Annotated in this window: 22 protein-coding genes and 1 riboswitch; of the genes, 5 read left to right on the forward strand and 17 right to left on the reverse strand. The window is 61.8% G+C overall.

The genetic code is table 11. The features are described 5' to 3' along the window. Positions 1-133: 133 nt before the first annotated feature. Together QD336_RS10605 and cobA are read right to left on the reverse strand one after the other, a co-directional pair. Entirely contained in the window at positions 134-1450 is a 1317-nt protein-coding gene (locus QD336_RS10605) for a cobyrinic acid a,c-diamide synthase CobB (RefSeq protein ID WP_499170577.1), read from the reverse strand. After that, on the reverse strand, positions 1447-2235 hold the full coding sequence (gene cobA / locus QD336_RS10610) for a uroporphyrinogen-III C-methyltransferase (protein ID WP_499170579.1): 789 nt from the start codon (positions 2233-2235) through the stop codon (positions 1447-1449). The genes QD336_RS10605 and cobA overlap by 4 nt, the downstream gene beginning before the upstream one ends. 58 nt (positions 2236-2293) lie before the next feature. On the opposite strand from cobA, the gene QD336_RS10615 reads away from it, so the two are divergent. After that, the gene (locus QD336_RS10615) at positions 2294-3424 is read left to right on the forward strand and encodes a cobalt-precorrin-5B (C(1))-methyltransferase (protein ID WP_499170581.1); all 1131 of its coding nucleotides are present in this window, start codon (positions 2294-2296) and stop codon (positions 3422-3424) included. Here QD336_RS10615 and cobM read toward each other — a convergent pair. From cobM to cbiE, 3 genes are read right to left on the reverse strand one after another with little or no spacing between them, the layout of a single operon-like run. Next, a complete protein-coding gene (gene cobM / locus QD336_RS10620) occupies positions 3379-4152 on the reverse strand; it encodes a precorrin-4 C(11)-methyltransferase (protein ID WP_499170583.1) in 774 nt (257 codons plus the stop codon). The two genes, QD336_RS10615 and cobM, sit on opposite strands and share 46 nt — an antisense overlap. Continuing rightward, positions 4149-4568: a cobalamin biosynthesis protein gene (locus QD336_RS10625; protein ID WP_269347248.1), complete on the reverse strand. Its 420-nt coding sequence runs from the start codon at positions 4566-4568 to the stop codon at positions 4149-4151. The genes cobM and QD336_RS10625 overlap by 4 nt, the downstream gene beginning before the upstream one ends. Then, positions 4562-5821: a precorrin-6y C5,15-methyltransferase (decarboxylating) subunit CbiE gene (gene cbiE, locus QD336_RS10630; RefSeq protein ID WP_499170584.1), complete on the reverse strand. Its 1260-nt coding sequence runs from the start codon at positions 5819-5821 to the stop codon at positions 4562-4564. Before cbiE ends, QD336_RS10625 begins: the two co-directional genes overlap by 7 nt. Between cbiE and QD336_RS10635 the strand changes: the two genes are divergently transcribed. Continuing rightward, complete coding sequence (locus QD336_RS10635; protein WP_499170585.1) at positions 5820-6602, forward strand: cobalt-precorrin-6A reductase; 783 nt, start codon at positions 5820-5822, stop codon at positions 6600-6602. The two genes, cbiE and QD336_RS10635, sit on opposite strands and share 2 nt — an antisense overlap. Here the strand turns inward: QD336_RS10635 and QD336_RS10640 are convergent. From QD336_RS10640 to QD336_RS10670, 7 genes are all read right to left on the reverse strand, one after another. Next, a complete protein-coding gene (locus QD336_RS10640) occupies positions 6569-7330 on the reverse strand; it encodes a precorrin-3B C(17)-methyltransferase (protein WP_499170587.1) in 762 nt (253 codons plus the stop codon). The genes QD336_RS10635 and QD336_RS10640 overlap by 34 nt on opposite strands. Further along, positions 7327-8094, reverse strand: a complete 768-nt coding sequence (locus tag QD336_RS10645) for a precorrin-2 C(20)-methyltransferase (RefSeq protein ID WP_269347159.1) — start codon at positions 8092-8094, stop codon at positions 7327-7329. The genes QD336_RS10640 and QD336_RS10645 overlap by 4 nt, the downstream gene beginning before the upstream one ends. After that, positions 8091-8723 (reverse strand): precorrin-8X methylmutase, encoded by a 633-nt coding sequence (locus tag QD336_RS10650; protein ID WP_269347158.1) that lies wholly within the window; start codon positions 8721-8723, stop codon positions 8091-8093. Before QD336_RS10650 ends, QD336_RS10645 begins: the two co-directional genes overlap by 4 nt. Continuing rightward, entirely contained in the window at positions 8720-10075 is a 1356-nt protein-coding gene (gene cobG, locus QD336_RS10655; RefSeq protein ID WP_499170665.1) for a precorrin-3B synthase, read from the reverse strand. Before cobG ends, QD336_RS10650 begins: the two co-directional genes overlap by 4 nt. Next, positions 10075-13425 carry a cobaltochelatase subunit CobN gene (cobN, locus tag QD336_RS10660; protein ID WP_499170589.1) on the reverse strand — a complete coding sequence of 1117 codons (3351 nt, stop codon included), beginning with the start codon at positions 13423-13425 and terminating at the stop codon, positions 10075-10077. Before cobN ends, cobG begins: the two co-directional genes overlap by 1 nt. 64 nt (positions 13426-13489) lie before the next feature. Next, entirely contained in the window at positions 13490-14527 is a 1038-nt protein-coding gene (gene cobW / locus QD336_RS10665) for a cobalamin biosynthesis protein CobW (RefSeq protein ID WP_499170590.1), read from the reverse strand. After that, positions 14524-14910 carry a DUF1636 family protein gene (locus tag QD336_RS10670; RefSeq protein WP_499170591.1) on the reverse strand — a complete coding sequence of 129 codons (387 nt, stop codon included), beginning with the start codon at positions 14908-14910 and terminating at the stop codon, positions 14524-14526. The genes cobW and QD336_RS10670 overlap by 4 nt, the downstream gene beginning before the upstream one ends. 159 nt (positions 14911-15069) lie before the next feature. Further along, positions 15070-15288: riboswitch (cobalamin riboswitch) on the reverse strand. Positions 15289-15422: 134 nt separating this feature from the next. Here QD336_RS10670 and cobO point away from each other — a divergent pair. Next, entirely contained in the window at positions 15423-16040 is a 618-nt protein-coding gene (gene cobO / locus QD336_RS10675) for a cob(I)yrinic acid a,c-diamide adenosyltransferase (RefSeq protein ID WP_499170592.1), read from the forward strand. Between the two features lies 1 nt (position 16041). Further along, complete coding sequence (locus tag QD336_RS10680) at positions 16042-17499, forward strand: cobyric acid synthase (protein WP_499170593.1); 1458 nt, start codon at positions 16042-16044, stop codon at positions 17497-17499. On the opposite strand, the gene cbiB is transcribed toward QD336_RS10680, so the two are convergent. Then, positions 17486-18442, reverse strand: a complete 957-nt coding sequence (gene cbiB, locus QD336_RS10685; RefSeq protein ID WP_499170594.1) for an adenosylcobinamide-phosphate synthase CbiB — start codon at positions 18440-18442, stop codon at positions 17486-17488. The genes QD336_RS10680 and cbiB overlap by 14 nt on opposite strands. Here cbiB and cobD point away from each other — a divergent pair. Further along, positions 18441-19487, forward strand: a complete 1047-nt coding sequence (cobD, locus tag QD336_RS10690; RefSeq protein ID WP_499170595.1) for a threonine-phosphate decarboxylase CobD — start codon at positions 18441-18443, stop codon at positions 19485-19487. The two genes, cbiB and cobD, sit on opposite strands and share 2 nt — an antisense overlap. On the opposite strand, the gene QD336_RS10695 is transcribed toward cobD, so the two are convergent. The 4 genes from QD336_RS10695 to QD336_RS10710 are packed head-to-tail and all read right to left on the reverse strand — an operon-like array spanning position 19469 to position 23264. Further along, positions 19469-20746, reverse strand: a complete 1278-nt coding sequence (locus QD336_RS10695; protein WP_499170597.1) for an L-fuconate dehydratase — start codon at positions 20744-20746, stop codon at positions 19469-19471. The two genes, cobD and QD336_RS10695, sit on opposite strands and share 19 nt — an antisense overlap. 36 nt (positions 20747-20782) lie before the next feature. Beyond that, positions 20783-21112 carry an L-rhamnose mutarotase gene (locus QD336_RS10700; RefSeq protein WP_010972585.1) on the reverse strand — a complete coding sequence of 110 codons (330 nt, stop codon included), beginning with the start codon at positions 21110-21112 and terminating at the stop codon, positions 20783-20785. A gap of 11 nt (positions 21113-21123) precedes the next feature. Continuing rightward, entirely contained in the window at positions 21124-22257 is a 1134-nt protein-coding gene (locus tag QD336_RS10705; protein WP_499170598.1) for a mannitol dehydrogenase family protein, read from the reverse strand. After that, a complete protein-coding gene (locus QD336_RS10710) occupies positions 22254-23264 on the reverse strand; it encodes a zinc-binding alcohol dehydrogenase family protein (RefSeq protein ID WP_499170599.1) in 1011 nt (336 codons plus the stop codon). Before QD336_RS10710 ends, QD336_RS10705 begins: the two co-directional genes overlap by 4 nt. Positions 23265-23267 lie beyond the last annotated feature (3 nt).

Here is a 23267-nt window from a genome sequence, read left to right on the forward strand (position 1 = left end):
ATGGGCAGCGGGCGCTAACTCGCTTTTCCATATCCCATAAAAAGATCTATAGCACTTTCCCGTGATCGGAGCCTACAAACTTTCGCAGCTTGCTCCACTTTGCCGCACGTCCACGAAGCTGAACCGTAGACGATTAACCGCCTCGGGCGATGGCGTGGAAGAAAGCGCCCGAGACGAAACCTCTCCTGCCGCCCGATGGTCCGAGCGGGCGGCCCTGCCCGTCGGCGATCTGGGCAAAGGGCTCATCGCGGCCGGGATCGGTGACCCGGGCATAATGAAACTCATGGCCGCGCAGAACATCCCCCGCCACGCCGAGCGGGCCGTCTGCCGCGATCGTCGCCTGCCGGTAACCGAGATTCATCTTGCGTGTCGCAAAGCTCGTGGCGTGCGACAGAAGACCGGTCATGGCATGGGTCACGCCGTCAGCATCCTGCAGCGCCTCGCCGAGCACCATGTAACCGCCGCACTCGCCATGCACCGGGTTTGTCTCTGCAAAACGGGAAATACCCGCCTTGAAGCCGGCAGCGCCGGCAAGTTTTCCGGCAAAAAGCTCGGGATAGCCGCCCGGCAGCCAGCAGATATCGCAGCTCTGATCGGGCGCCTCATCGGCGAGCGGCGAAAACGGCACGATCTCTGCCCCGGCCGCACGCCAATGCTTCCTGAGATGCGGATAAAGGAAGGTGAAAGCGGCATCCTCCGCCAGCGCGATGCGCTGACCGGGTGGCGCAATTGCCGCCTCCACCGAACCAGAAGGCATCTCCACCGGCGCGGCGAGTGAAAACAAGGCGTCGAGATCGATGGATTTCTCCATCGCATCCGCGAGCCGGTCTATATGTGCGTCAATTTCCGGATGTTCGCTCGCCTGCACCAGCCCCAGGTGCCGCTCCGGCAGGATGAGGGAAGGATCGCGCAGAACGCAGCCGACAACGGGCAGGCCGATTTTTTCGATGGCTTCCGTGCATAACGTCCGGTGCCTTTCGCTGCCGGCCCGGTTCAGCACCACCGCCCCCATGGTGACATCAGGATCGTAGTGGGCAAAACCATGGGCAATGGCTGCCGCCGTCTGCGACTGACCGGAAACATCCAGCACCAGCAGCACGGGAATGCCGAACAGCCGCGCCAGATCCGCCGCCGAGCCGGTACGGTTTTCCGCCACGGGAATCCCGTCGAACAGACCCATCGCGCTTTCGATGAGAATGAGTTCCGCGCCCTCGGTCTGCTGCGAAAACAGATGCCGCAGCAGGTCCGGCTGCATGGCCCAGCTGTCCAGATTGAGACCCGGCGTGCCGGTGGCGAAGGCATGGAAACCGGGATCGATATAATCCGGCCCCGTCTTGATGCCGCGCACCTTGACCCCGCGACGCGCAAAGGCGCGGAGCAGGCCGATGGTCACGCTGGTCTTGCCGGAGCCCGAGCGCGGCGCCCCAATGATGATTGCCCGCGCCGTCATGGACCGGACACTCCAAGACGGTCCCGCATCGAAACAATCTCGCCGATAACGATCAAAGCCGGCGCTTCGAAGCTTTCCCGCCTTGCATCGTCAGCTATGCTTTGCAATGTTCCGATGAAAATCCGTTCCTGCGCAGTGGTTGCCGACATGATGACGGCGACGGGCGTTTTTCCCGAACGTCCACCCTGCATCAAAAGACCGGCAATCGTGCCGATATTCTTCAGCCCCATATAAACGACGATGGGTTCCTGCGTTTTCGCCAGTGCCAGCCAGTCGAGATCCTCCTCAGTACCTGCTGCGTGGCCGGTAGCGAGCGTCACGGCGCGGCTGATGCCGCGCATGGTGGCAGGAATGCGTGCTGAAGCGAGCGCGGTGAACGATGAGGTCATGCCCGGCAATATGCGAAACGGAATGCCGGCGTGGACAAGCGCCTCCGCCTCTTCACCACCGCGCCCGAAAATAAAGGGATCTCCGCCCTTCAGCCGCAGCACCTTTTTGCCCTGCCGGGCAAAATCGATCAGCGAGGCGGTAATATCATCCTGCATCGCGGAGGGCTTGCCGCCCCTTTTGCCCGCAAAAACAATCTCTGCCTGCGGACCGAGCGCCACGACATCGTCGCTCACCAACGCATCGCGCACGATGATATCGGCCTGCGACAGCGCGAGCGCCACTTCGAGCGTCAGATAACGCACGTCGCCCGGCCCTGCACCCGCGAGCCAGACGTGTCCGGCTTCGAAGACCGGACCTTTTGTGGCGATGCTATCTAAAATCTGCGGTATCGACATTGTTCTTGGCTGCTTTTTAACGATGACGGAAAAAGCCGTCCCGGCTATAGGAATTCATATGGAAACGGATGGAAAGACCCTTCGCCGCGGCTGGACCACGGGCACCTGCGCGGCAGCCGCCACGAAGGCGGCCTGCGTCGCCCTTCTGACCGGCGAGTTTCCTTACCCTGTCGAAGTGGAACTTCCAAGCGGCGCGAGGCCGGCATTTTCCCTCGCCACCGAGGAAAAAGGTGAAAACTTCGCGCGCGCCGGTGTCGTCAAGGATGCTGGCGACGATCCCGACGTCACCCACGGCGCGCTGATCGAAAGCACGGTCAGACGGGGCGAACCGGGAAGCGGCATCACTTTCAGGGCCGGCAAGGGCGTCGGCACGATCACGAGGCCGGGCCTGCCCCTGCCACCGGGAGAACCCGCAATAAACCCCGTTCCGCGCAGGATGATCGAGACCGCCATTCGCGAAGTGGCCGGCGAGAATGCCGATTTCGAGATCGAGATTTCCGTCCGCGACGGCGAGAAGCTGGCGGAAAAAACCCTGAACGGCAGGCTCGGCATCCTCGGCGGCATTTCCATCCTCGGCACCACCGGCGTCGTCATTCCCTTTTCCTGCTCGGCCTGGATTCACTCCATCTGGCGCGGCATCGATGTGGCCCGCGCGACCGGTTGCACCCATGTGCTCGGCGCCACCGGCAATACATCCGAAAAGGCCGGGCAGGTGCTTTACGGCCTGCCGGAAACCGCTCTGATCGACATGGGCGATTTCATCGGCGGCATGCTGAAATATCTGCGCAGCCACCCGGTCGAGCGGGTAACGATCGCCGGTGGCGTCGCCAAGATGACCAAGCTCGCCCAGGGCATGCTCGACGTGCATTCCAAAAAGGGCCTTGCCGACCTTGAAGCATTGGCGGCATTGGCCACGGAGGCGGGAGGGGATGACAATCTCGCCATTGCCATCCGTCAGGCAAACATGGTCGCGCACGCCTTTCAGCTCGCCGAAAGCGCGGGGATAAACCTCGGCGCGATCGTTGCGGAAAAAGCCTGGGTGACCGCCGCCGCCGCGCTGAAAACGCCAGCCATCGCGCTCGATATTCTGGTGTTTGATCGTCAGGGTGTCCTCAAGGGGCGCACCGCCTCCACACCGTCGCATCAGCCCGCAGCATCCTCCTTCGGGGATCTGAACCGGCGTACATAGTCGGTACTATAAAGCGCACTTTCGCGGAAATCCGTCGAGGCCAGACCACGCCCGACGAAGATCAGCGCCGTGCGCTCCACCGGCTCGGCCACAAGCTTGCCCTCGACATCGAAAAGCGTGCCACGAATGACCCGTTCATCCGGCCAGGAGGCGCGCACGACAATGGCGACCGGGCAATCGGAGCCATAAAGCGGCGTCAGCTCCTCCACCACCTTGCCGATGGCATGGATGGCGAGATGGATGGCGAGTGTTGCGCCTGTCGCGCCGAAAGCCTTCAGCGTCTCATCCTCGGGCATTTTTGAAGCGCGGCCGGAAATACGGGTCAGCACCAGGCTCTGGGCCACTTCCGGCACCGTCAGCTCCCGCTGCAGGGTGGCAGCGGCGGCGGCGAAGGAGGGCACACCGGGGGTTACGGTATAAGCGAGACCCAGGCGCTCCAGCCGGCGGATCTGCTCACCCATGGCGCTCCAGACCGAAAGATCGCCGGAATGCAACCGCGCCACATCCTTGCCGGCCTTCGCAGCCGCCACGAACTCCGCCTCGATCTCGTCGAGCGAAAGTGCTGCCGTATCGACAATGCGGGCACCCGGCGGGCAATAGTCAATCAAGGCCTTCGGAACCAGCGAACCGGCGTAAAGGCAGACCGGGCAGGCCGCGATAAGATCGCGCCCGCGCACCGTGATGAGATCGGCAGCACCCGGACCGGCGCCGATGAAATGAACCGTCATTCTTGTTCTCCGTATTCGATGGCGCTGCAGCTACCACGCGGCGCGGCGATCGTCGTTGCGATAGCCACAGTTACCTCACCAACCACAAGGCGTGGCGCAACCAGCCTTGCACTTGCCCCAGCCGCCGCAAGCGCCGCTGCTTCGCTGACGCTTGGCGAACCAGCGTGATCGAGGCTGGCCTGTGAAAATGTCATTGTCTCGGCGGCAACCGCTTCGAGCCGTTCCTGCGCTACGATTTCAAGCGGCAGAGACAGACCCTTCGCCGCCGCCACAAGACCGGCCTCCTCGGCCTTGAGCGGCGCAGTCGCCAGATGGTCGACCGTCATGCCAAAGGCACGCTCAGCAGCCCGCACAGCCGCGATAATCGCATCCGAGGCGGCACCTTTGCGGCAGCCTATACCGGCCACGGTCACCATGGCTTGACCCAGTTCCATTGTGTTACCGGCATGGCCGGACGCCAGCCGGACATGGAACCGACAGCAGCAGCCCGCGAGACTTCCAGCCGGATCATCGAACCGCCGAATTTCGCATGGGTAGCCAGTAACACCGCCTCCATTTCCAGCGTCACCGCATTGGCCACCAGCCGCCCGCCCGGTTTCAGGGCGTCCATGGCGGCGTCCAGCACGCCCGTCTCACTGCCACCGCCCCCGATAAAAATCGCATCCGGCGGAGACAAGCCTTCAAAAGCCGCCGGTGCCCTGCCGATCATGACCTCGAGCCCTGGGACACCGAAAGCATCGGCATTGCGGGCGATCCGCTCTGCCCTTTCCGGATGCTGCTCGATGGCGATGGCGCGCAGCGAAGGGTGCGATAACATCCATTCGATGCCAATCGAGCCGGAGCCCGCACCAATATCCCACAGCAGCTCTCCCCGGCGGGGGGCGAGTGAGGAGAGCGTGACGGCGCGGATTTCACGCTTGGTGATCTGCCCGTCATGTTCGAACAGGCCGTCATCAAGCCCATGAGTAAACGGCAGGACACGTGCGCCCTCATCCGCCACGACTTCGATCGCCACGACGTTCAGCGGATCAATATCTTTAAAGCCAAAATCAGCTGCCCGGACCTGCCGCCGCTCTTCCCGGTCGCCCCCCAATGCTTCAAGCAGGACGAATTCCGAACGGCCGAAGCCGGACTCGGACAGCAGCCGCGCAATCAAGGCCGGGTCGCGCTCATCGGAGGTCAGCGCGATGATCCGCGCGCCATGATGCAGATGTGGCCGCAACAGATCGATGGGGCGACCATGCAGCGAAACGCATTCAGCCGATTGCAGGGCCCAGCCGAGCCGAGCCGCGGCCAGCGAAAAGGCGGAAGGCGAGGGATAACAGACCGTTTCCTCCGCAAGAATCCGCCGCAGAAGCGTGACCCCGACGCCATAAAAGAACGGATCGCCCGAGGCCAGCACACACACCCGGCGGCCGCGCAACGCGAGAACATCGCTCATTTCCACATCGAACGGCACCGGCCAGGCGCGGGCTTCGCCGCGAATGGCCGGTGCCGCCAGTTCCAGATGGCGTTTGCCGCCGAAAACCACCTCGGCCGCCTCTATGGCGCGGAGCGCGTTTTCACCCAGCCCCTTAAGCCCGTCCTCGCCGATACCGACGATGGAAAGCCACGGCTTTTCGTTCTTTTCAGTGGAAGCCTTTGCCGTTCCGGAATATTCAGACATCATGACACGCTCCATACTCATCCTTGGCGGCACGGCGGATGCCCGCATTCTGGCCGGCCAGCTGGCCGAGGACTCCGGCTACCGAATTCTGCTGTCCATGGCCGGGCGCACGCTCTCGCCGGTGGAACAGCCCGTGCCGATGCGCAGCGGCGGATTTGGCGGCGCGACGGGGCTGGCGAATTTCATCCGCACAGAGGGTTTCGATATTCTGGTGGATGCCACTCATCCCTATGCGGCCAGAATTTCCGCCAATGCCGTCGAGGCGGCAAGGCTTGCTGACATTCCACTGATCGTTCTTTCGCGTCCCGTCTGGCCGCGTCTGCCGGGTGATACATGGCAGAGCGTCCATACCATCGGTCAGGCCGTTGCCGCGCTCGGCAGCGACAGCAGACGCGTGTTTCTGGCCCTCGGACGGCAGGAGCTTCTTCCTTTCGAAGCCGCGCCCCAGCATAGCTACCTCATCCGCAGCGTCGACCCGGTCGAACCGCCGCTGAAGGCGCCGGATGCGCGTTACATCACTGCGCGCGGTCCTTTCCTGACGGAAGATGAAATCCGCATGCTGGAGGAAAACCGCATCGAGGTGGTGATATCGAAAAACTCGGGCGGCAGCGCCAGTTACGGCAAGATCGAAGCGGCAAGACGGCTTGGCCTGCCGGTCATCATGATCGAACGGCCGCAACAATTGAACGATACGCCCGCAAATAATGTGACCGTGCCGGATATCGCCAGTGCGCTCACCGCCATACGCCATCAGCTTTCCCTTTTCGAAAACCGTGGCGAATAAACGATCGGTTCCTTGCCGGAACGCGCGATCAGGCGGGTTTCCACCGAGCCGACGACGATGCAGGTAGCCATGTCGGCCATGTCGCTCGACGCCTCCGAGAGCGGCACGACCCGAATGCGCTCGTCCGCCCGGCCTGCGGCGCGACCGAAGATCACCGGCACCGGGCCGGGCAAATGTTTGCGCAACAGATCAAAGGCAGTACCAAGCTGGTGCGGCCGTGCCTTGCTGACGGGATTGTAGAAGGCCATCACGAATCCGGCTTCGGCCGCCGCAATCAGCCGTTTTTCGATGATGCCCCAGGGCTTGAGATTGTCCGAAAGCGAAATAGCACAGAAATCATGGCCGAGCGGCGCACCGGCTTTAGCGGCTACGGCCAGCATGGCGGTCACACCCGGCACGACGGAAAAATCAATGTCGCGCCATTCGGAAGGCCCGTTTTCAATCGCCTCGCAGATGGCTGCCGCCATGGCGAAAACACCGGGATCGCCGCCAGAAACCACGCAGACCTTGCCACCTTCGGCCGCAAGCGTGAGTGCCTGTTCGGCACGGGAGATTTCCTCACGATTGTCAGAAGCGTGGTGCCGCTGGTGAGCGCCAAGCGACAGACGATCGAGATAGGGAATATAGCCGAAAAAGTCTTCCGAAGCCTCGACGGCGGCGAGTGCCTCAGGCGTCACCTGATCCAGATTGCCGGGACCAAGCCCGACAACGACGAGTTTGCCGGTCATGGCGCTTCGCCCCCGGAAGGTCTGGTTTTCCAGCCCGGCACCAGAACCAGCGAAAAATAGGGCGCGGGCGAGGCATCACGTTCAATGAGCCGCACGGCATGACTGTTTGCCATGGTGCCGCGCTCGACATAAAGCGCCTCTTCGAGCTTGCCGGCCACTTCCAGCGCACGGCGGATTTTTGGCAGATTGCGGCCGACCTTCATGATCACGGCACCGTCCGTGCCGGAAAGCCGCTCCGCGAGTACATCTTCTGCCAGCGTGCCGGGAAGCACGCTCAGAATATCATCGCCCTGCACCAGCGGCAGGCCGGCCATCGACCAGCAGCCGGACATGGCCGTGATGCCGGCGACGACTTCCGCCTCATAGGACGGCGCAAGCCTCAGATGGAGGTGCATATAGGAGCCGTAAAACAGCGGATCACCTTCAGACAGTACGGCCACAGTGCGTCCCGCATCGAGATGCACGGCAATGTCCTTCGCCGACTGATCAAAGAACGCGGCAATCGCACCGCGATAATCCTCGCCGTTCTTGTCGCTTTCGACGGTGACGGGATAGACCAGCGGCATTTCCAGCGTGCCGGGACGAATAAAGGCTTCGACAATGCCACGGCCATTGCCGGTGCTGCCCTTCTTGCAGAAAAAGGCGAGAACATCGGCATTTTCGATGGCGCGCACGGCTTTCAGCGTCAGAAGTTCCGGATCACCGGGACCGGTGCCAACGCCGACGAGTTTACCCTTGGCCTGTTCAAAAAGAGCAGCACTCACAGGCCAGCCCTCGCAACCGCGTTGATGGCCGCTGCCGTCATGGCCGAGCCACCCAAACGTCCCTTGACGATGGCATAGGGAATGCCGAGCGCACTCGCCTCCAGCGCATCCTTCGATTCCGCCGCACCTACAAAACCGACCGGCATGCCGATGATGGCGGCCGGGCGTGGGGCGCCTTTTTCCAGCATTTCCAGCAGATAAAACAGCGCCGTCGGCGCGTTGCCGATAGCGACCAGCGCACCTTCCAGATGATCCGCCCAGAGATCGAGCGCGGCAGCGGATCGGGTGTTGCCAATGTTTTTCGCAAGTTCCGGCGTGCGTGGATCGCGAAGCGTGCAGATGACAGCGTTATCAGCCGGAAGCCTTGCGTGCGTCACGCCATGGGCAACCATTTGGGCATCACACAGAACGGGTTTGCCGGCGAGCAAGGCGCCGCGCGCCGCCGAAACGAAATCCGGCGAGAAGCGGAAATGGCCTGCCGCCTCTACCTGCCCGCAGGCATGGATCATGCGAATGGCGATATCCGCCTGCTCTGCGGTAAAGGCGGATAAATCCGCTTCTTCGCGAATAATGGCAAAAGAGCGCTCATAGATCGCATTGCCATCGCGAATATAATCATAGTCGGTCATTGGTTATCCTGTCGAAGCGCCGCACCGATTTCCTCCCGGCCCAGACGGGCAAGAAGGTCGGCGGCGTTTTCACCGGGCTTATGTTCTTTTTCGTAGAGACGGGCAAGCCGCGAAAGCGCAGCCTTCTGTTGCTCAAAGGGCAAAATCCCGACTGGCGGGTCACCGGCGCGGCCAGAAATCGAGAATGCCAGGCCATCCGAAGTGCCCGAGAGAGTCAAAAACGAGGGGGAGGGATGTGCGCAGCCCTTGCCGCAGCCGGAAATATGCAGCGTGAAGGAACCATCGAGCAACGTGGCACATTCTTCGGCAGCAAAAGCCGCCAGTTCGTGTGTGAGAAGAAAAGCCGAGGCACAGCCCGGCGCGCCGGGACAGACCGCGATGGAGGACCGCGCATCACCAGCAGTCGCGACGAAGCCGGATGCCCCCGCGGTCTTAAGCAAAGCCTCACAGGCCGACGACGACCCAAAAAATAGCAGGCTATGGTTTGGTGATGGCCGCAGGGCCTTGATACCAAGCGTATCGGCCCGCTTACAGAGATGCGCCAAGTCGGCACCTCGAACCTGTCCGAAAGCAGGCGCGATACCAACGGCGAAGCGGCCCTCTTCCGTCTTCATCATGCCCAAGGGTGAAAAAGGTGTCTGGGCTTTGCCCTCACTTACCCGATCCAGCAGGCGCTCACCGCAAACCGCCTTCACGGTCTGCTGATCCAGATCGCGACCACGGGCAAGCGGTCCCTTTTCAGCCAGAAAAACAAGAAGCGACAGGACCACACCGGCCGCCGCAACCGGCTCAACCAATCCCGCATTCAACGCCTTGCTTTCCGGCCCGCCAACAAGCAATTGCCAGAAGGTTCGACCTTCCAGCCGGATCGCTTTCAAACGAATATCGGCCAGCAAGTCGCCCATGGAGAGGTGTCCGCCACCATCAATGACGACAGAGGTTTTGGCCGCGAGTTTGTCATGCAGCGCCAGGGCGTCAGCCCCTTTTCGAATCTCCTCGGCGATAAAACGACCATCCGCGATTTCCGCATCATCCCGGCCGGCAAGGGGTGAAGTTTCGACCGCAAGCCCTTCGCGTAGCGGCAGATCAAGCGCCAGAACATCTTTTTCCAAGGCGCAGGCGCTTTCCGGCGTCAGGCCACGAAATTGAAGGCTGCCGCGCGCGGTAATGTCAATCAACCCATTGCCGTGGCGCTCGGCGAGACCACAAAGCGTCACCATGGCACGGGGCGAGATATCCGCCTCGAACGCGACCCGCGACAAAAAACCGTCGCCGGTCTGCATGGGGGCGGACAAGGCCGGACAAAGGCCACGGCGGCCAAATGGCTGAACGGGATCGGCAGCGGCCACCATCATGCACCCACCCTTTCGGATCGGGGCGGGATCAGCATTTCAAGCTCCGCATCCACCGCATTACGGCGGCTGTGCCAGAGGCCGCGGCGGCGAGCGGATAAAAAGCGCGTGGCCATCACCTCGGCTGCCTTCGGATTTTCCCGCAGGATAAAATCGCGCACTTCCTCATTGCCGAAATAGGCATCGTAAAGCGCCTCGATCAGCGAGGAGGACACCGCATGGGTCGTTTCGGCAAACCCAACCAGCCGGTCCACCGTTTCTGCAAATTCCGCTGCCCCGCGTGGGCCGTGCCGCATCTGGCCGGCAATGAAACGCGGATTGACGGCACGTGCGCGCACCACCCGCGTCAGCGCCTGTGTCATTGATCTCGCACGCGGGCGCGCCGGATCGGTCGTATCCAGTGCGACGATATCGGCGATGCCGCCAAGTACGGCCTTCGCAGCGGAAAAACCGCCAATGAAGGCGACATCGGAAGAACCGTCGAGAAGATCACGACCGGGATCGTCGCCGGTATGAACCAGAAGATCTGCCCGACGCACCAGTTCCGTAAAGCCAGCGTCCTCGAATATCTCAAGCCCATCGGCGCCGCCAAAGGCATGGTTCGCCGCATCGAGATACGCCTGCCCCAGCTCCTCGCGTTCATCCCACGCACCACTGGCAAGCTTTTCCTCGATACCGGCGCCATAGGTACCCGGCGCAGAACCGAAGATGCGGGCAGGGATATGCCCAAGCGCTGCAGCCTCTTCCGCCAGCGGATTGTCGCCCGGCGCTTCATCCCGCCGTGCAACCGCCTTAGCGGCAGCATCGAGAAGCGCGATCAGCGCCGGGAACATGTCGCGGAACAGGCCGGAAATGCGAAACGTCACATCGACCCTCGGCCGCCCGAGGCTCGCCGGCGGCAGAACCTCGATGCCGGTGACGCGACCGGTAGCAGGATCATGGATCGGCCTCGCCCCCATCAGATGCAGCGCCTGCGCCACATCCTCACCGCCATTGCGAAGGCTGGCGCTGCCCCAGAGATCGAACACCAGATGTTTCGGCCAGTCTCCATGGGATTGCAGATGATGCCGAAGCACTTCTTCGCCCGCCATGCGGCCCAACTCGAACGCGGTTGGCGTCGGCATGGTGCGGGGATCAGCGGCATAAAGGTTGCGGCCGGTGGGCAGGACATCGAGACGCCCTCGCGCCGGCGCGCCGGAAGGGCCGGGGGCGATGTGCCGGCCATCGAGCGCCGCGAGCAGCGCGGACTTCTCGGCCTTGGCGCTCTGAAGCCGGAGAGGATCGGCCTCAGCTTCGGGGGAGCGGCCGAAAACATGCTGGCCGTCCTTGATGGCGAAATCCTTGAGGTCGCAGAGAAAGGCGTCGATGCGTGAGAGGGCCGTATCGGCGTCATCCTTCACGCCCACGCCCGCCTCCGCCGCCAGCCCGGTTTCCAGCGCCTTTTCGACAATCAGCTTCGCCAGCCGGTCGCGACGGCGGCGATCAAGGCCATCCGCCTGCGCATATTCATCGACCAGCTGTTCCAGCGCCGACTGTTCCGGCGAAAGCCCGGCATTGACAAGCACCGGAGGCACATGGCCGATGGTGACGGCGGCGATGCGCCGCTTGGCAACCGCCGCCTCACCGGGATTGGAGACGATGAAAGGATAGACGACCGGCAGCGGGCCGGTGACGATTTCCGGGAAACAATCGCGGGAAAGCGCAACCGTCTTGCCCGGCAACCATTCCAGCGTGCCATGCGCGCCAACATGCACGATGGCATGCGCCGCTGCCACACGCTGCATCCATGCGCCGAAGGCGACCAGCGCGTGGCGTGGCGGCAGGGCGGGATCGTGATAATCCACCCGCCGATCCTCGTTTCGTCCCCGATCCGGCGCGAGCGCTACGAAGACCTGGCCGAAGCGGGCAACGCGGAAATGGAAAGCGCCATCGGCGAAAGCTTCGTCCTGTTCCGCGGCTCCCCACGTCGCATGCACGGCGGTGGCAGCCGCCGCCGGCAAGGCTGCAAGAAAATCCCGATAGTCGGAAAGATCGACTGTCGCATTCTGGCTCTCGATACGATCGAGCAGCGCCCGCGCTGTTTCGGGAATCTCCTCCACCGCATAACCGGCATCGGCGAGATCACGCAGCATTTCGAGCACGCTTTGCGGTACATCAAGACCAACGGCATAACCGGTGCGCCCCGGCGCGGCACCGGGATAATCCGGCATCAGGATGACGATGCGGCGATCCCGAGGTGGCGCAGATTTCATTCGCAGAAAGGCCGCGATGCGGTTCGCCACCTGCTCCACACGATCCGCCTCGGGCACATTCAGAAGGCTGACGCCGCCATCCGTCCGTGCCTGTTTGAACGAAATCGCCCCTGCAAGAATCCGCCCGTCCAGTTCGGGCAAGACGACATGCATGGCAAGATCGGACGGATTGAGCCCGCGCGCATTTTCCGCCCAGCCGTCGCGCCGGGTGGTTGCCATCACCACCTGGAAAACGGGAACGCCGAGGCGGTCGAACAGTGTCTCGCCTCTATCATTCGTCTGGCTGGCAAAAGCCGTGGCGGCGATGATGGCGGCAGGCTGAAGAGCCGGCAGCACGGTTTCGAGGAAACGGATCGCTTCCCCATCCTTCAACCCGCTGACAAAAATCGGCAGGGGCGCAAACCCACGCACAGAGAGCGCCTGAAACAGCGCATCGACGGGTGCTGCATCTTCCGCCAGAAGCATGGAGCGGTAAAAGAGAATGGGCAGAACAGACGCACCGGCAGGAAACCCGGCACAAGCCTCTTCCTGCCGCACGACACCCAGATCCGGCCGATAAAAGCCGGCTTTCGGCAGGGGTCCGGCCTTTATATCCGGCCAATCCCCGCCACCCGCCAGAACAGTCAGGCCCGCGGCCAGACGGCCCATATTCTCCCCTCCGCCTTCGCGGAAGAAGGAGAGAACGGAGGTCAGCGTCGGCTTGTCGACCGTAGAGGCCGCCTCGAGCTTTTCGTCCCTTTCGCTGCACTCCCCCGGCAAAAGCAGAAGCTTGATGCCCCGCCTGCGCGCCAGAATGGCCAGCTGATCGACCCCATATCGCCAGCGTTCCGCGCCGCCAAGAATCCGGATAAGGATAACACGGGCATGTTCCGCCGTTTTTTCGATCCAGAGATCAACCGACATCGGGTGCCGAAGCTCGGACAGGTTCGCGGCGGAGAGGGAAGGGAGCTTATCTCCCGCCTGCCGCCACGCCCGCTCAAACCCGGCAAGATCGCTTGCCGAAAAAGACAGCACCACCACATCCGAGCGGGGCTGGTTGAGATCAACCGGCTCGATCAGGTCGTCCAGAGACGAGGATGTGGTGGCGAGAATATGCATCTAAGGCATTTCCAGTAAAAGTACGTCGCGGTTTTGCGTCCGGACAATGCGCAATTGGCTTATGTCAGGCGGCCAGCATCTGTTCGATCTTTTCGCGGTTGATACCCTTTTCACCGATGACGACGAGGCGGCTGCGGCGCTCTTCACCCGCCGCCCAGGGGCGGTCGTAATAGTGGTTGACGCGGCTGCCGACAGCCTGCACCTGCAGACGCATGGGCTTGGCGGCGACTTCGATGAAGCCCTTGATGCGCAGCACATTTTCGGCAGCGGCCGTCTCGGCGATACGGGCTGCCAGCGCCTCCGGATCGGTAACGGCCGGCAGGTCGATGACGAAGCTGTCGAAATCATCATGTTCATGGTCGAGTTCGCCATCATGATGGGTGCGGCGGTTTTCAATATCTTCTTCCACCGCAAGGCCGAGGCCGATCAGCACGGCGGGATCGATGGCGCCATTCGAAGCGACAACGATCTTCGCCGCCTTCGGCAGATGGTCAAGGATATGCGCCCTGGCCTTGTCGAGGCCGGCATCATCCAGAAGATCGGCCTTGGTGAGCACGATGAGATCGGCGCAGGCGACCTGATCCTCGAAGACCTCTTCGACCGGATCGTCATGATCAAGTGCCTCATCATTGGCGCGCTGGGCAGCAAGCGCTTCCATGTCGTGGGCAACCTGACCTTCGGCGAGCGCCGCACCATCCACCACGGCGACCACGGCATCAACAGTCACGCGGCTCTTGATGGCGGGCCACTGGAAGGCCTGCACCAGGGGCTTCGGCAGGGCAAGACCGGAAGTCTCGATGAGGATATGCTCCACCTTCGGCTGACGGCTGAGGATCTGTTCGATGGCGGGCTGGAAATCATCCGCCACCGTGCAGCAGATGCAGCCATTGGCCAGCTCGACGATGTTTTCCTCCGGGCAGCTTTCAATGCCACAGCCTTTCAGAATTTCGCCGTCGATGCCGATATCGCCAAATTCATTGACGATGATGGCGAGCCGCTTGCCATCCAGCTTTTCGAGAAGGCCGCGCAGCAGCGTGGTTTTTCCGGCCCCCAGAAAGCCGGTGACGATGGTGCAGGGAACGCGGTCCAGAAGGGTGCTCATGATCTCTCCTCGGTAAAATCGAATGGGGGAATGCGCGCCACCATGCCGCACTTTAAGGGTTCGGGGCGGCCACGCCAGGGCATCAGGCCATCGGATGCGGCAGAAAGCAGTCGCGCGCCCGTCAGCAGGTCTTCCGCATCATCGGGCGTCAGCCCGCCAAACACATAAGACCAGCCATTGGCGCTGCGCAGCACGGCGCTGAGGCCACGCTTGCAATTGGCAAGGCAATTGACGGAACGAACGGCAATGCCGGTTTCCTCCGCCTTTGCGATGACGGCATCGGCAAGACGCGAACCGGGACGCGGTTCGGCAGTGGGATCAGCGTCATCGCGACAGCTGCGGCAAACGAAGACGGTCACGCCGGGCGTCGTTTCGCCCTGCACGTTCGCGTTTGCACATGAAGATGTCGCTGAAATATCCAAACCGTCCCGTTCCCGCGCCAAGTTAAAATTCATCGGGGTGCGGATATCGAAAACGGTGTGCGGACAGGCGCAAACCGGCTGTTCGATCTGACCGACTGACCGGAGCACCCCGCCCGGCAGACGTTTTTTCCTGAAACGGCAGGTCTCCTGGCTTGCGGCTCGATCAACACCCAGACACCGCCTTCCCGAACCGATCACAAAGGTCCAGTGGCTTTACGGTGCGGGCTTACCGCTTACAGTTGCGGGGGCAGCCACGGAATGACCCGTTATCGGGGTGGAACCGTGTTCCCTCTTAGCTTTTCCCGTTGCCGGGAAAAGACCGTCAGTCCCTTACCCTTAGGCTGAACGGGTGTGAGGGTCAATGCCGCACGCCCCTTCCCAGCACATTGCCGGGTGCGGCAAATTGAGTATAGTCGCCGCTCCGAATGGCAGGGGCATAAGGTCCCGCGCCGCTGGATGAGAAGGAAAAGGCGATGACCCGCGACATCAGCGACAGCGAAGCCGAACGCCACCGGCAGAAAATGGTCAACCGCAAGACGGTGCAGGATGCCGAAGTTGCGGAAAAGACCATCGAAAAAGGCCTGCTGATGATCAACACCGGCCCCGGCAAGGGCAAGTCCACGGCCGCTTTCGGCCTGGCATTGCGCATGCTCGGCACCGGGCGGCGGGTGGGCGTCGTGCAATTCATCAAGGGCGCATGGTCGACGGGAGAACAGCAGGCCCTGACGCTCTTTGGCGACAAAGTCGTCTGGCGTACCATGGGGGAAGGGTTCACCTGGGACACACAGGATCTGAAGCGTGATGTCGCGGCAGCGGCAAAGGCCTGGGAAGAGGCCAAAACCCTGATGGCCGACGAGACCATCGGCCTGCTGATCCTTGACGAGCTGAACATCGCGCTGCGCTACGATTACCTGCCGCTGGAAGAGGTCGTCGCAACGCTTTCCAACCGCAGGCCCGATCTGCATGTCATCGTCACCGGCCGCAACGCCAAGCAGCCGCTGATCGACGCCGCCGACATGGTGACGGAAATGACGTTGGTGAAACATCATTTCAAGGCCGGCGTGAAGGCTCAGGCCGGGATAGAATTCTGATATGGCAGCCCGGGTGCTGATGTTTCAGGGAACCGGCTCCGATGTCGGCAAATCGCTGATGGTGGCCGGCCTTGCCCGCGCATTCACCCGGCGCGGCCTCTCCGTCATGCCGTTCAAGCCGCAGAACATGTCGAACAATGCCGCTGTCACCGCCGATGGTGGCGAGATCGGCCGCGCCCAGGCCCTGCAGGCGCGGGCAGCGGGCGTGCCGCTTTCCGTACACATGAACCCCGTGCTCCTGAAGCCGCAGAGCGAAACCGGCGCACAGGTGGTGGTGCAGGGCAAGATCGTCGGTAATGCCAAGGCGGCTGACTATCAGCACATGAAGGCCGGGCTGATGCCGCGCGTGCTGGAAAGCTTCGAGCACCTGAAACAACAGGCTGATCTGGTGCTGGTGGAAGGGGCTGGCAGCGCATCGGAAATCAACCTGCGCGCCAATGACATTGCCAATATGGGTTTTGCCCGGGCAGCCGATGCGCCGGTGATCCTGATCGGCGATATCGACCGCGGCGGCGTCATCGCCAGCCTCGTCGGCACCAGGGCGGTACTCGACGCCGATGATGCGGCAATGATCGAAGGTTTCATCGTCAACCGCTTTCGCGGCGATCCGGCGCTGTTTTCCGATGGTATGCGGATGATTGCGGAAAAGACCGATTGGGCCTCCATAGGGCTTCTGCCGCATTTTTCCGATGCCGCGAAACTGCCGGCGGAAGACGCGCTGGGGCTTTCCGGCCCGGCCCAACGGAAACCCGGCGCAAAAATCCGCATCGCCGTACCAATCCTGCCGCATATTTCCAATTTCGACGATCTCGATCCCCTCGACATGGAACCGGATGTGGAACTGATCCGCGTGCCGCCGGGTGAGACGATCCCCGCCGATTGCCGGCTTGTTTTGCTGTGCGGCTCGAAATCCACGATTGCCGATCTCGCCGTGCTGCAAGATGCGGGTCTGGACATCGATATAAAAGCGCATTTGAGGCGCGGCGGCTACGTTCTCGGCCTTTGCGGCGGTTATCAGATGCTTGGAAAAACCGTTGCCGATCCCGATGGCATCGAAGGGCCGCCGGCGACTGTCGACGGGCTCGGCCTGCTGGATGTCGACACGGTTTTGACGGGTGACAAACGGCTCGTTTCCGTTCAGGGCGCAAGTTTTGATGGTGTTGGTTTATCCGGCTACGAAATGCATGTCGGTGAAACCACGGGAACGGCGGGTAATCTGGCGTTTTCGACGATCGACGGGCATGACGATGGTACCATCTCGCCCGATGGTCGCGTCTTTGGCACCTATATTCACGGCCTTTTCGCGGATGACCGTCAGCGCGGCGCATGGCTGGAGCGTCTCGGCGGGCAAGATACGGATCTGAACTATGACGCGCAGGTGGATGCGGTTCTCGACCGTCTGGCTGCGCATATGGAGCAGCACCTCGATCTCGACAGGCTGCTTGCTATAGCGCGATAAGAAGCCCGAACAGGCCGATCAGCAACAGGTCCGCGATCCGCGCCAGCCGCAGTGCCTTGCGAATATCACCGGCAACCAGCGCCGACCTTCCGCCTTCGCCCATGAAACGCGCCTCGATCATCTGCCCGCCATAGGAACGCGGCCCGGCAAGTGCAAAACCGAGGGCGCCGGCCAGCGCCGCCTCCGGCCAGCCGGCATTGGGGGAGCGGTGGTGGCGGGCATCGCGACGGATCGCAGCAATGGCCGCTTTTGGCGACGCGCCCTCGACAAAAAATGCGGCGACCACAAAGAGGCTGCCGCTCAGCCTTGAAGCCGGCAGATTGACGAGATCATCCAGCCGGGCCGAGGCCCAGCCAAAGGCCTCATGGCGCGGCGAACGATGGCCGATCATGCTGTCGGCCGTATTGATCGCCTTATAAGCCGCACCGCCCGGCAGACCCAGAAGTCCGAGCCAGAAGGCAGGGGCGACGATGCCATCGGAGAAATTCTCGGCGAGACTTTCAATCGCCGCCCGGCAGATCGCCGCCTCATCCAGCTTTTGCGGATCACGTCCGACGATCATCGAAACCGCCTTGCGGCCGCCTTCCACCCCCTCGCGCTCCAGAGCAGTGGCGACTGCCTCCACATGCTGTTCCAGACTTTTTTGCGCCGGAAGCGAAGCGCCGAGTATCGCCACGGCCAGCAGACCGAAGGGCAGGACAAGCAGAACCGATTGCGCAAACCACGCAAGGATCACCGTCAGCCCGACAAAAACAACCAGCGCCGCAACACCTGCGGCCTTACGCTGAGAAAATGACGCACTCTCCCGGTTCCATTTTTTGTCCATGAGCGCGATAAGCGAACCGATCCAGGTGACGGGGTGGCCGATGCGTTTGAACAGCCAGTCCGGATAGCCGGTCAGGCGTTCGATCACGAGCGACAGGAAAGCGAGAGCAAAGAACATGGGCGAGACAGTACCAGAAAAAGCTCAAGGAGCGATCCGTCACGGCGGCAATCTCGGCAAGGCGCGCCTGATGTTTCCGGAAGCGCCTGAACCGTGGATCGACCTTTCGACCGGGATCAACCCGCACTCCTATCCGCATTCGCCCATTCCTGCCAGCGCATTCGCCCGCCTGCCGGAACCCGGCGCTGCTGAGGAACTGAAACAGCTGGCGGCAGCCCATTTCGGCGCGCCTTCCGCGCAGCACGTTACGCTCTCTCCCGGCACCCAGATGCTGATGCCTCTGCTGGCGCAGATCGCCATCAATCGTGGCGCCCAAAGCGGTGCCGTGCTTTCACCCGCCTATGCGGAACATGCCCGCACCGCCCGCATGGCGGGGCTTACCGTCACCGAAGAGGAAAACATCAACAACCTGTCGGCTTATGGCTATGCGGTGGTGGTCAATCCCAACAATCCCGATGGTCGCATCGCGGACCGCGAAGCTTTATTCGCGCTCGCCGGAGCGATAGGTCGCGAAGGCGGCCTGCTCGTCGTGGATGAAGCCTTCATCGAAGCGGGCGGTGCCAAAAGCCTTGCGGATGCAACAAATGGCGACGCGCTGGTGGTCCTGCGATCCTTCGGAAAATTTTACGGCATGGCGGGCGTGCGTTTGGGTTTCGCAATTACGCATCCCGACATCGCTGCCGAACTGGAAGCAAGGCTTGGCCCCTGGGCGGTTTCCGGCCCGGCTCTGCACATCGCTGCGGAAGCCATGACTGACAGAGACTGGCAATCATCCATGCGTCTGCGGCTTGCGGAGGAAGCAGGACGCATAAACAAACTGCTGGAAAAGGCAGGACTGAAAATCGCCGGCGGCACGTCCCTGTTCACGCTGGTGCGGGACGAGCGCGCCAGGGCACTGTTCGACCATCTCGGCCGTCGCGGCATTCTGGTACGCATCTTTGACGAAAGGCCGAACGACATGCGTTTCGGCCTTCCCGGCAGCGAAGCGGAGTGGCGGCGCCTCGAGGAGGCGCTGCAATCTTTCGATCACTCCTCGAAAGTGTAGGTCTCAATCGACTCCGGCTTCATTTCGATGGAGAAGCCCGGCAGCTTCGGCGGCATGTAAGCGGCGTTGCGGATATCGCAGGGCTCGATGAAGTGCTCGTGCAGATGGTCGACATATTCGATCACGCGGCCTTCCTTGGTGCCCGACACCACGAGATAGTCGATCATCGACAGGTGCTGCACATATTCACAAAGGCCGACGCCACCCGCATGCGGCCAGACCGGCAGATTGTATTTGGCGGCAATCAGCAGAACCGCCAGCACCTCGTTCAGACCACCCATGCGGCAGCTGTCGATCTGTACAACGTCGATTGCGCCTTCGGCGATGAACTGCTTGAACATGATGCGGTTCTGGCACATTTCACCGGTCGCCACCTTCACCGGGCCGATGGCGGCGCGGATCTTGCGATGGCCGGCGACATCATCCGGGCTGGTCGGCTCTTCGATGAAGAACGGCTTGGCGAAGGCAAGCTTCTTCACCCAGTCGATCGCCTGATCCACTTCCCATACCTGGTTGGCGTCGATCATCAGGTAACGGTCTGGGCCGATCACCTCACGAGCGATGGTGAGACGACGGATATCGTCTTCCAGATCGCGGCCGACCTTCATCTTCACATGGTTGAAACCGGCGTCGATCGCCTCCTGGCAAAGACGGCGCAGCTTGGCATCGTCGTAACCCAGCCAGCCGGCCGACGTCGTATAGCAGGCATAACCTTCGTTCTTCAGCGTCTCGATACGTTCCTTCTTGCCGGCTTCGGCCTTTCTGAGGATCGCCAGCGCATCGTCGCGGGTCAGCACGTCGGTCAGGTAACGATAATCGACGATATCGGCGATTTCTTCCGGGCTCATATCGGCGACGAGCTGCCACACCGGCTTGCCGGCCTTCTTGGCCAGCAGATCCCACACTGCATTGACGACAGCGCCGGTGGCGAGATGCATCGCGCCTTTATCCGGGCCGATCCAGCGCAGCTGGCTGTCGCTCGTCAGGTGCCGCCAATATTTGCCGGGATTTTCCGTAACGGTGGTAAGATCGGTGCCGACGACCAGATGGCGCATCGCTTCGATGGCCATGCAGCAGATGTCATTGCCGCGGCCGATCGTAAAGGTCAGGCCATGGCCCTTCAGGCCCGGCTCGTCCGTATCGAGAATGACGTAAGCCGCCGAATAATCCGGGTCGGGGTTCATCGCATCCGAACCATCAAGGCTCTGTGAGGTCGGGAAACGCAGGTCGAAAACACGCAGATCTGTAATTTTGGTCATGGCCGGTTACTCGCGGTCAGTGTCAAAGAAAATCGTTCAATCGAGGTGGAAGGTCTCTTCCATCATCGCCCACCACTCGCCTTCCTTACGGCTTTCGAGCGGTTGCTGGCAGGGAATGGTGAAAGACCACCACTCCTGGTTCTTCGGGCTCGCAGCTATCTTCGCCATATCGGCGCTGAAATCGCTGCCGTGATATTCCCAATAGCCGAAAAGCAGATTTTCCGGCTCGCGCAGGAAGATCGTGTAGTTGCGAATGTTGCTTTCGCTGATCAATGCCAGAACCTCCGGCCAGACAGCGGCGTGCAGCCTTTTATATTCCGCGATCATCTCAGGCTTGACGCCGATGACCATGCCCATGCGCTGCATGAAAAACTCCGTTATTGCTTGATGGTGGCAAGCGCCGCACGCAGCTTCGACTGCGGCAACTTCAATTCCAGCCTCTCGGCGGCGGCGATGACCGGCGCGAAGCGGCGGCGCTTCTTTTCGTCATGGTTGCCGGCGATATCGGCGAGGCGATGCGCGAGAAAGGGATTGCGCAAACGCTCCCGCAACACGCCGATATAGGTTTGCGCCTCGTCTCCCATGCCTTCAGCCGCAAAGACCGGCAGAACCTCGTCACGCCAGAGCACTTCCAGATCCGCCACCAGAGCGTCGTCGGCCATGGCCTGCCGCACCGTCTCGTCCTTCGGGCGTGCATCCTGCGCCCAGCGCTCCGCCAGATAGGAATGGCCGAGATTGAGCAGGAACAGCTTGAGCTTTTCATAGTGGTCGAGATCGTCGGTCAGCACCACCGCGGGATGGGTACAGGGAAGGACGAGACCTTCCTGTCTCTCGATCGCCCAGAGCGTATAGGGTTCCGCCACAGCGCCGACCGGATCGATCGGCTCTGAGACGATGCGATCCACCAGACTATTGGCGAAACGGCACTTCTCATTCAGATAGAAGGCAAAACCCGCCGGCAATTGCCATTCATCCGCAAGCCGGCGAATGACTTGGCTCAGCTTTTCGCCGTTGCGCGGCACGAGCTCGCAGGGGAAAATCGAGACGGGTGCTTCCGGATTGCGCTGAAAACGCTCCAGCAGCAGCATGCAGAGTTTCGCCGGAAAGCTTTTCGGCACGATCGTGAAATCGGCGGCAAGCCCGGGTCCATCAGCCGAATCCAGCTCATAACCGCGATCACCCGTGTTGGACAGAATGACCTCGGCCACGCAGGTGAGACGGCGTATCTCGGCCCAGTCGGTCGCGGCAGTCAAAGCCCGCGCGACACCTTTGCCCTCAATCTCCTCGTCCACTTCCTGCCCATCGCGAATGCCGCGAATGCGCACGGGGTAGGGTGCGCCGCTATTCAGCGCCGCAACACGTTTCAGGCTCTCCGCATTGCCGGTCGTCTGAACGATTGCGATGCGCCCCAGCGCCTCTCCCCTGTCCAGGGCCTGCGAAACGAACAGATCCACATGGGCGAGAAGAAAGCGGCTGGTGCCGAATTGCAGGATGGGCGTATCGGGCGTCATGCGACCTCCACCATGCCCTTGATGACTCCGGCTTTCGGATCGGTCAGGCCCGCGAACTTCGAGGGAACATCAGCAAGTGTCATGCGATGGGTGATCAGCGCCTCCGGCACTTTCCCTTCGCGCAAGGCGCGAAGCACCCGTTCGAAATCTTCCGGCGTCGCGTTGCGGCTGCCGAGCAGCGTCGTCTCACGCTTGTGAAATTCCGGGTCGTTGAAGCTGATATCGCTCGCAACGATGGACACCAGAACATAGGAGCCGCCGTGGCCGACGAAAGAAAACCCGCGCTCCATGGCTTTCGGGTTGCCGGTCGCATCAAAGACCGCATCGAAGAAATCGCCACCGGTGATATCGGACAGACGATCCTTGTCGCCTTCGCCAAGGACGACCGTATGGGCGACACCGAGATGTTTCTTGCAGAAATCCAGCCGGTCGGTGCGACCGTCGATCATCGTCACTTCGCCGCCATCGAGAACGGCGAAGACTGCAACCGCCATGCCGATCGGACCGGCGCCGACGATCAGAACCTTCTGCCCTTTTTCGACGGCACCGCGACGCACCGCATGGGCGCCGATCGCCAGGAATTCCGTCATGGCCGCCTGGTCGAGACTCAACCCCTCCGCCTTCAGCACGAATTGCTGCGGCACGCTCAGATATTCCACCATGCCGCCATCGCGATGGACGCCGAGCACACCGATATTGCGGCAGCAATTGCTCTTGCCCTTCAGGCAGGCATTGCATTTTCCGCAGGACATATAGGGAATGATGGTCACCACATCGCCAACGGAAAGGTGGCTGCCAGCGGGCGCCTCCTCAACCGTGCCGGAGAGCTCGTGGCCCATGATACGCGGGTAGGAGAGATAGGGCTGGTTGCCGGTAAAAATGTGCAAGTCGGTGCCGCAAACACCGATGCGGCGAATACGCACCAGGACTTCGCCTTCACCGCGCACGGGTTTCGGCAGATCCTTGGCGGTTAATTGACCGGGAGTGTCACAGAAAATCGCCAGCATGCA

It is taken from the genome of Rhizobium sp. BR 250 (assembly GCF_047445855.1).
GTDB lineage: Bacteria > Pseudomonadota > Alphaproteobacteria > Rhizobiales > Rhizobiaceae > Agrobacterium > Agrobacterium tumefaciens_I.

What these genes read in the sequence shown, in the direction of transcription:
- cobN (WP_499170589.1), bottom strand. Translation starts at nt 13,425, where the DNA reads ATGCATATTCTCGCCACCACATCCTCGTCTCTGGACGACCTGATCGAG.
- QD336_RS10705 (WP_499170598.1), bottom strand. Translation starts at nt 22,257, where the DNA reads ATGACGCCCGATACGCCCATCCTGCAATTCGGCACCAGCCGCTTTCTT.
- QD336_RS10695 (WP_499170597.1), bottom strand. Translation starts at nt 20,746, where the DNA reads ATGACCAAAATTACAGATCTGCGTGTTTTCGACCTGCGTTTCCCGACC.
- cobO (WP_499170592.1), top strand. Translation starts at nt 15,423, where the DNA reads ATGACCCGCGACATCAGCGACAGCGAAGCCGAACGCCACCGGCAGAAA.
- cbiE (WP_499170584.1), bottom strand. Translation starts at nt 5,821, where the DNA reads ATGATGTCTGAATATTCCGGAACGGCAAAGGCTTCCACTGAAAAGAAC.
- QD336_RS10625 (WP_269347248.1), bottom strand. Translation starts at nt 4,568, where the DNA reads ATGGTGACCGTGGCCGGTATAGGCTGCCGCAAAGGTGCCGCCTCGGAT.
- cobG (WP_499170665.1), bottom strand. Translation starts at nt 10,075, where the DNA reads ATGGTGGCCGCTGCCGATCCCGTTCAGCCATTTGGCCGCCGTGGCCTT.
- cobW (WP_499170590.1), bottom strand. Translation starts at nt 14,527, where the DNA reads ATGAGCACCCTTCTGGACCGCGTTCCCTGCACCATCGTCACCGGCTTT.
- cobA (WP_499170579.1), bottom strand. Translation starts at nt 2,235, where the DNA reads ATGTCGATACCGCAGATTTTAGATAGCATCGCCACAAAAGGTCCGGTC.
- QD336_RS10700 (WP_010972585.1), bottom strand. Translation starts at nt 21,112, where the DNA reads ATGCAGCGCATGGGCATGGTCATCGGCGTCAAGCCTGAGATGATCGCG.
- QD336_RS10640 (WP_499170587.1), bottom strand. Translation starts at nt 7,330, where the DNA reads ATGACCGGCAAACTCGTCGTTGTCGGGCTTGGTCCCGGCAATCTGGAT.
- cobM (WP_499170583.1), bottom strand. Translation starts at nt 4,152, where the DNA reads ATGACGGTTCATTTCATCGGCGCCGGTCCGGGTGCTGCCGATCTCATC.
- QD336_RS10710 (WP_499170599.1), bottom strand. Translation starts at nt 23,264, where the DNA reads ATGCTGGCGATTTTCTGTGACACTCCCGGTCAATTAACCGCCAAGGAT.
- cobD (WP_499170595.1), top strand. Translation starts at nt 18,441, where the DNA reads ATGGGCGAGACAGTACCAGAAAAAGCTCAAGGAGCGATCCGTCACGGC.
- QD336_RS10635 (WP_499170585.1), top strand. Translation starts at nt 5,820, where the DNA reads ATGACACGCTCCATACTCATCCTTGGCGGCACGGCGGATGCCCGCATT.
- QD336_RS10605 (WP_499170577.1), bottom strand. Translation starts at nt 1,450, where the DNA reads ATGACGGCGCGGGCAATCATCATTGGGGCGCCGCGCTCGGGCTCCGGC.
- QD336_RS10650 (WP_269347158.1), bottom strand. Translation starts at nt 8,723, where the DNA reads ATGACCGACTATGATTATATTCGCGATGGCAATGCGATCTATGAGCGC.
- QD336_RS10615 (WP_499170581.1), top strand. Translation starts at nt 2,294, where the DNA reads ATGGAAACGGATGGAAAGACCCTTCGCCGCGGCTGGACCACGGGCACC.
- cbiB (WP_499170594.1), bottom strand. Translation starts at nt 18,442, where the DNA reads ATGTTCTTTGCTCTCGCTTTCCTGTCGCTCGTGATCGAACGCCTGACC.
- QD336_RS10680 (WP_499170593.1), top strand. Translation starts at nt 16,042, where the DNA reads ATGGCAGCCCGGGTGCTGATGTTTCAGGGAACCGGCTCCGATGTCGGC.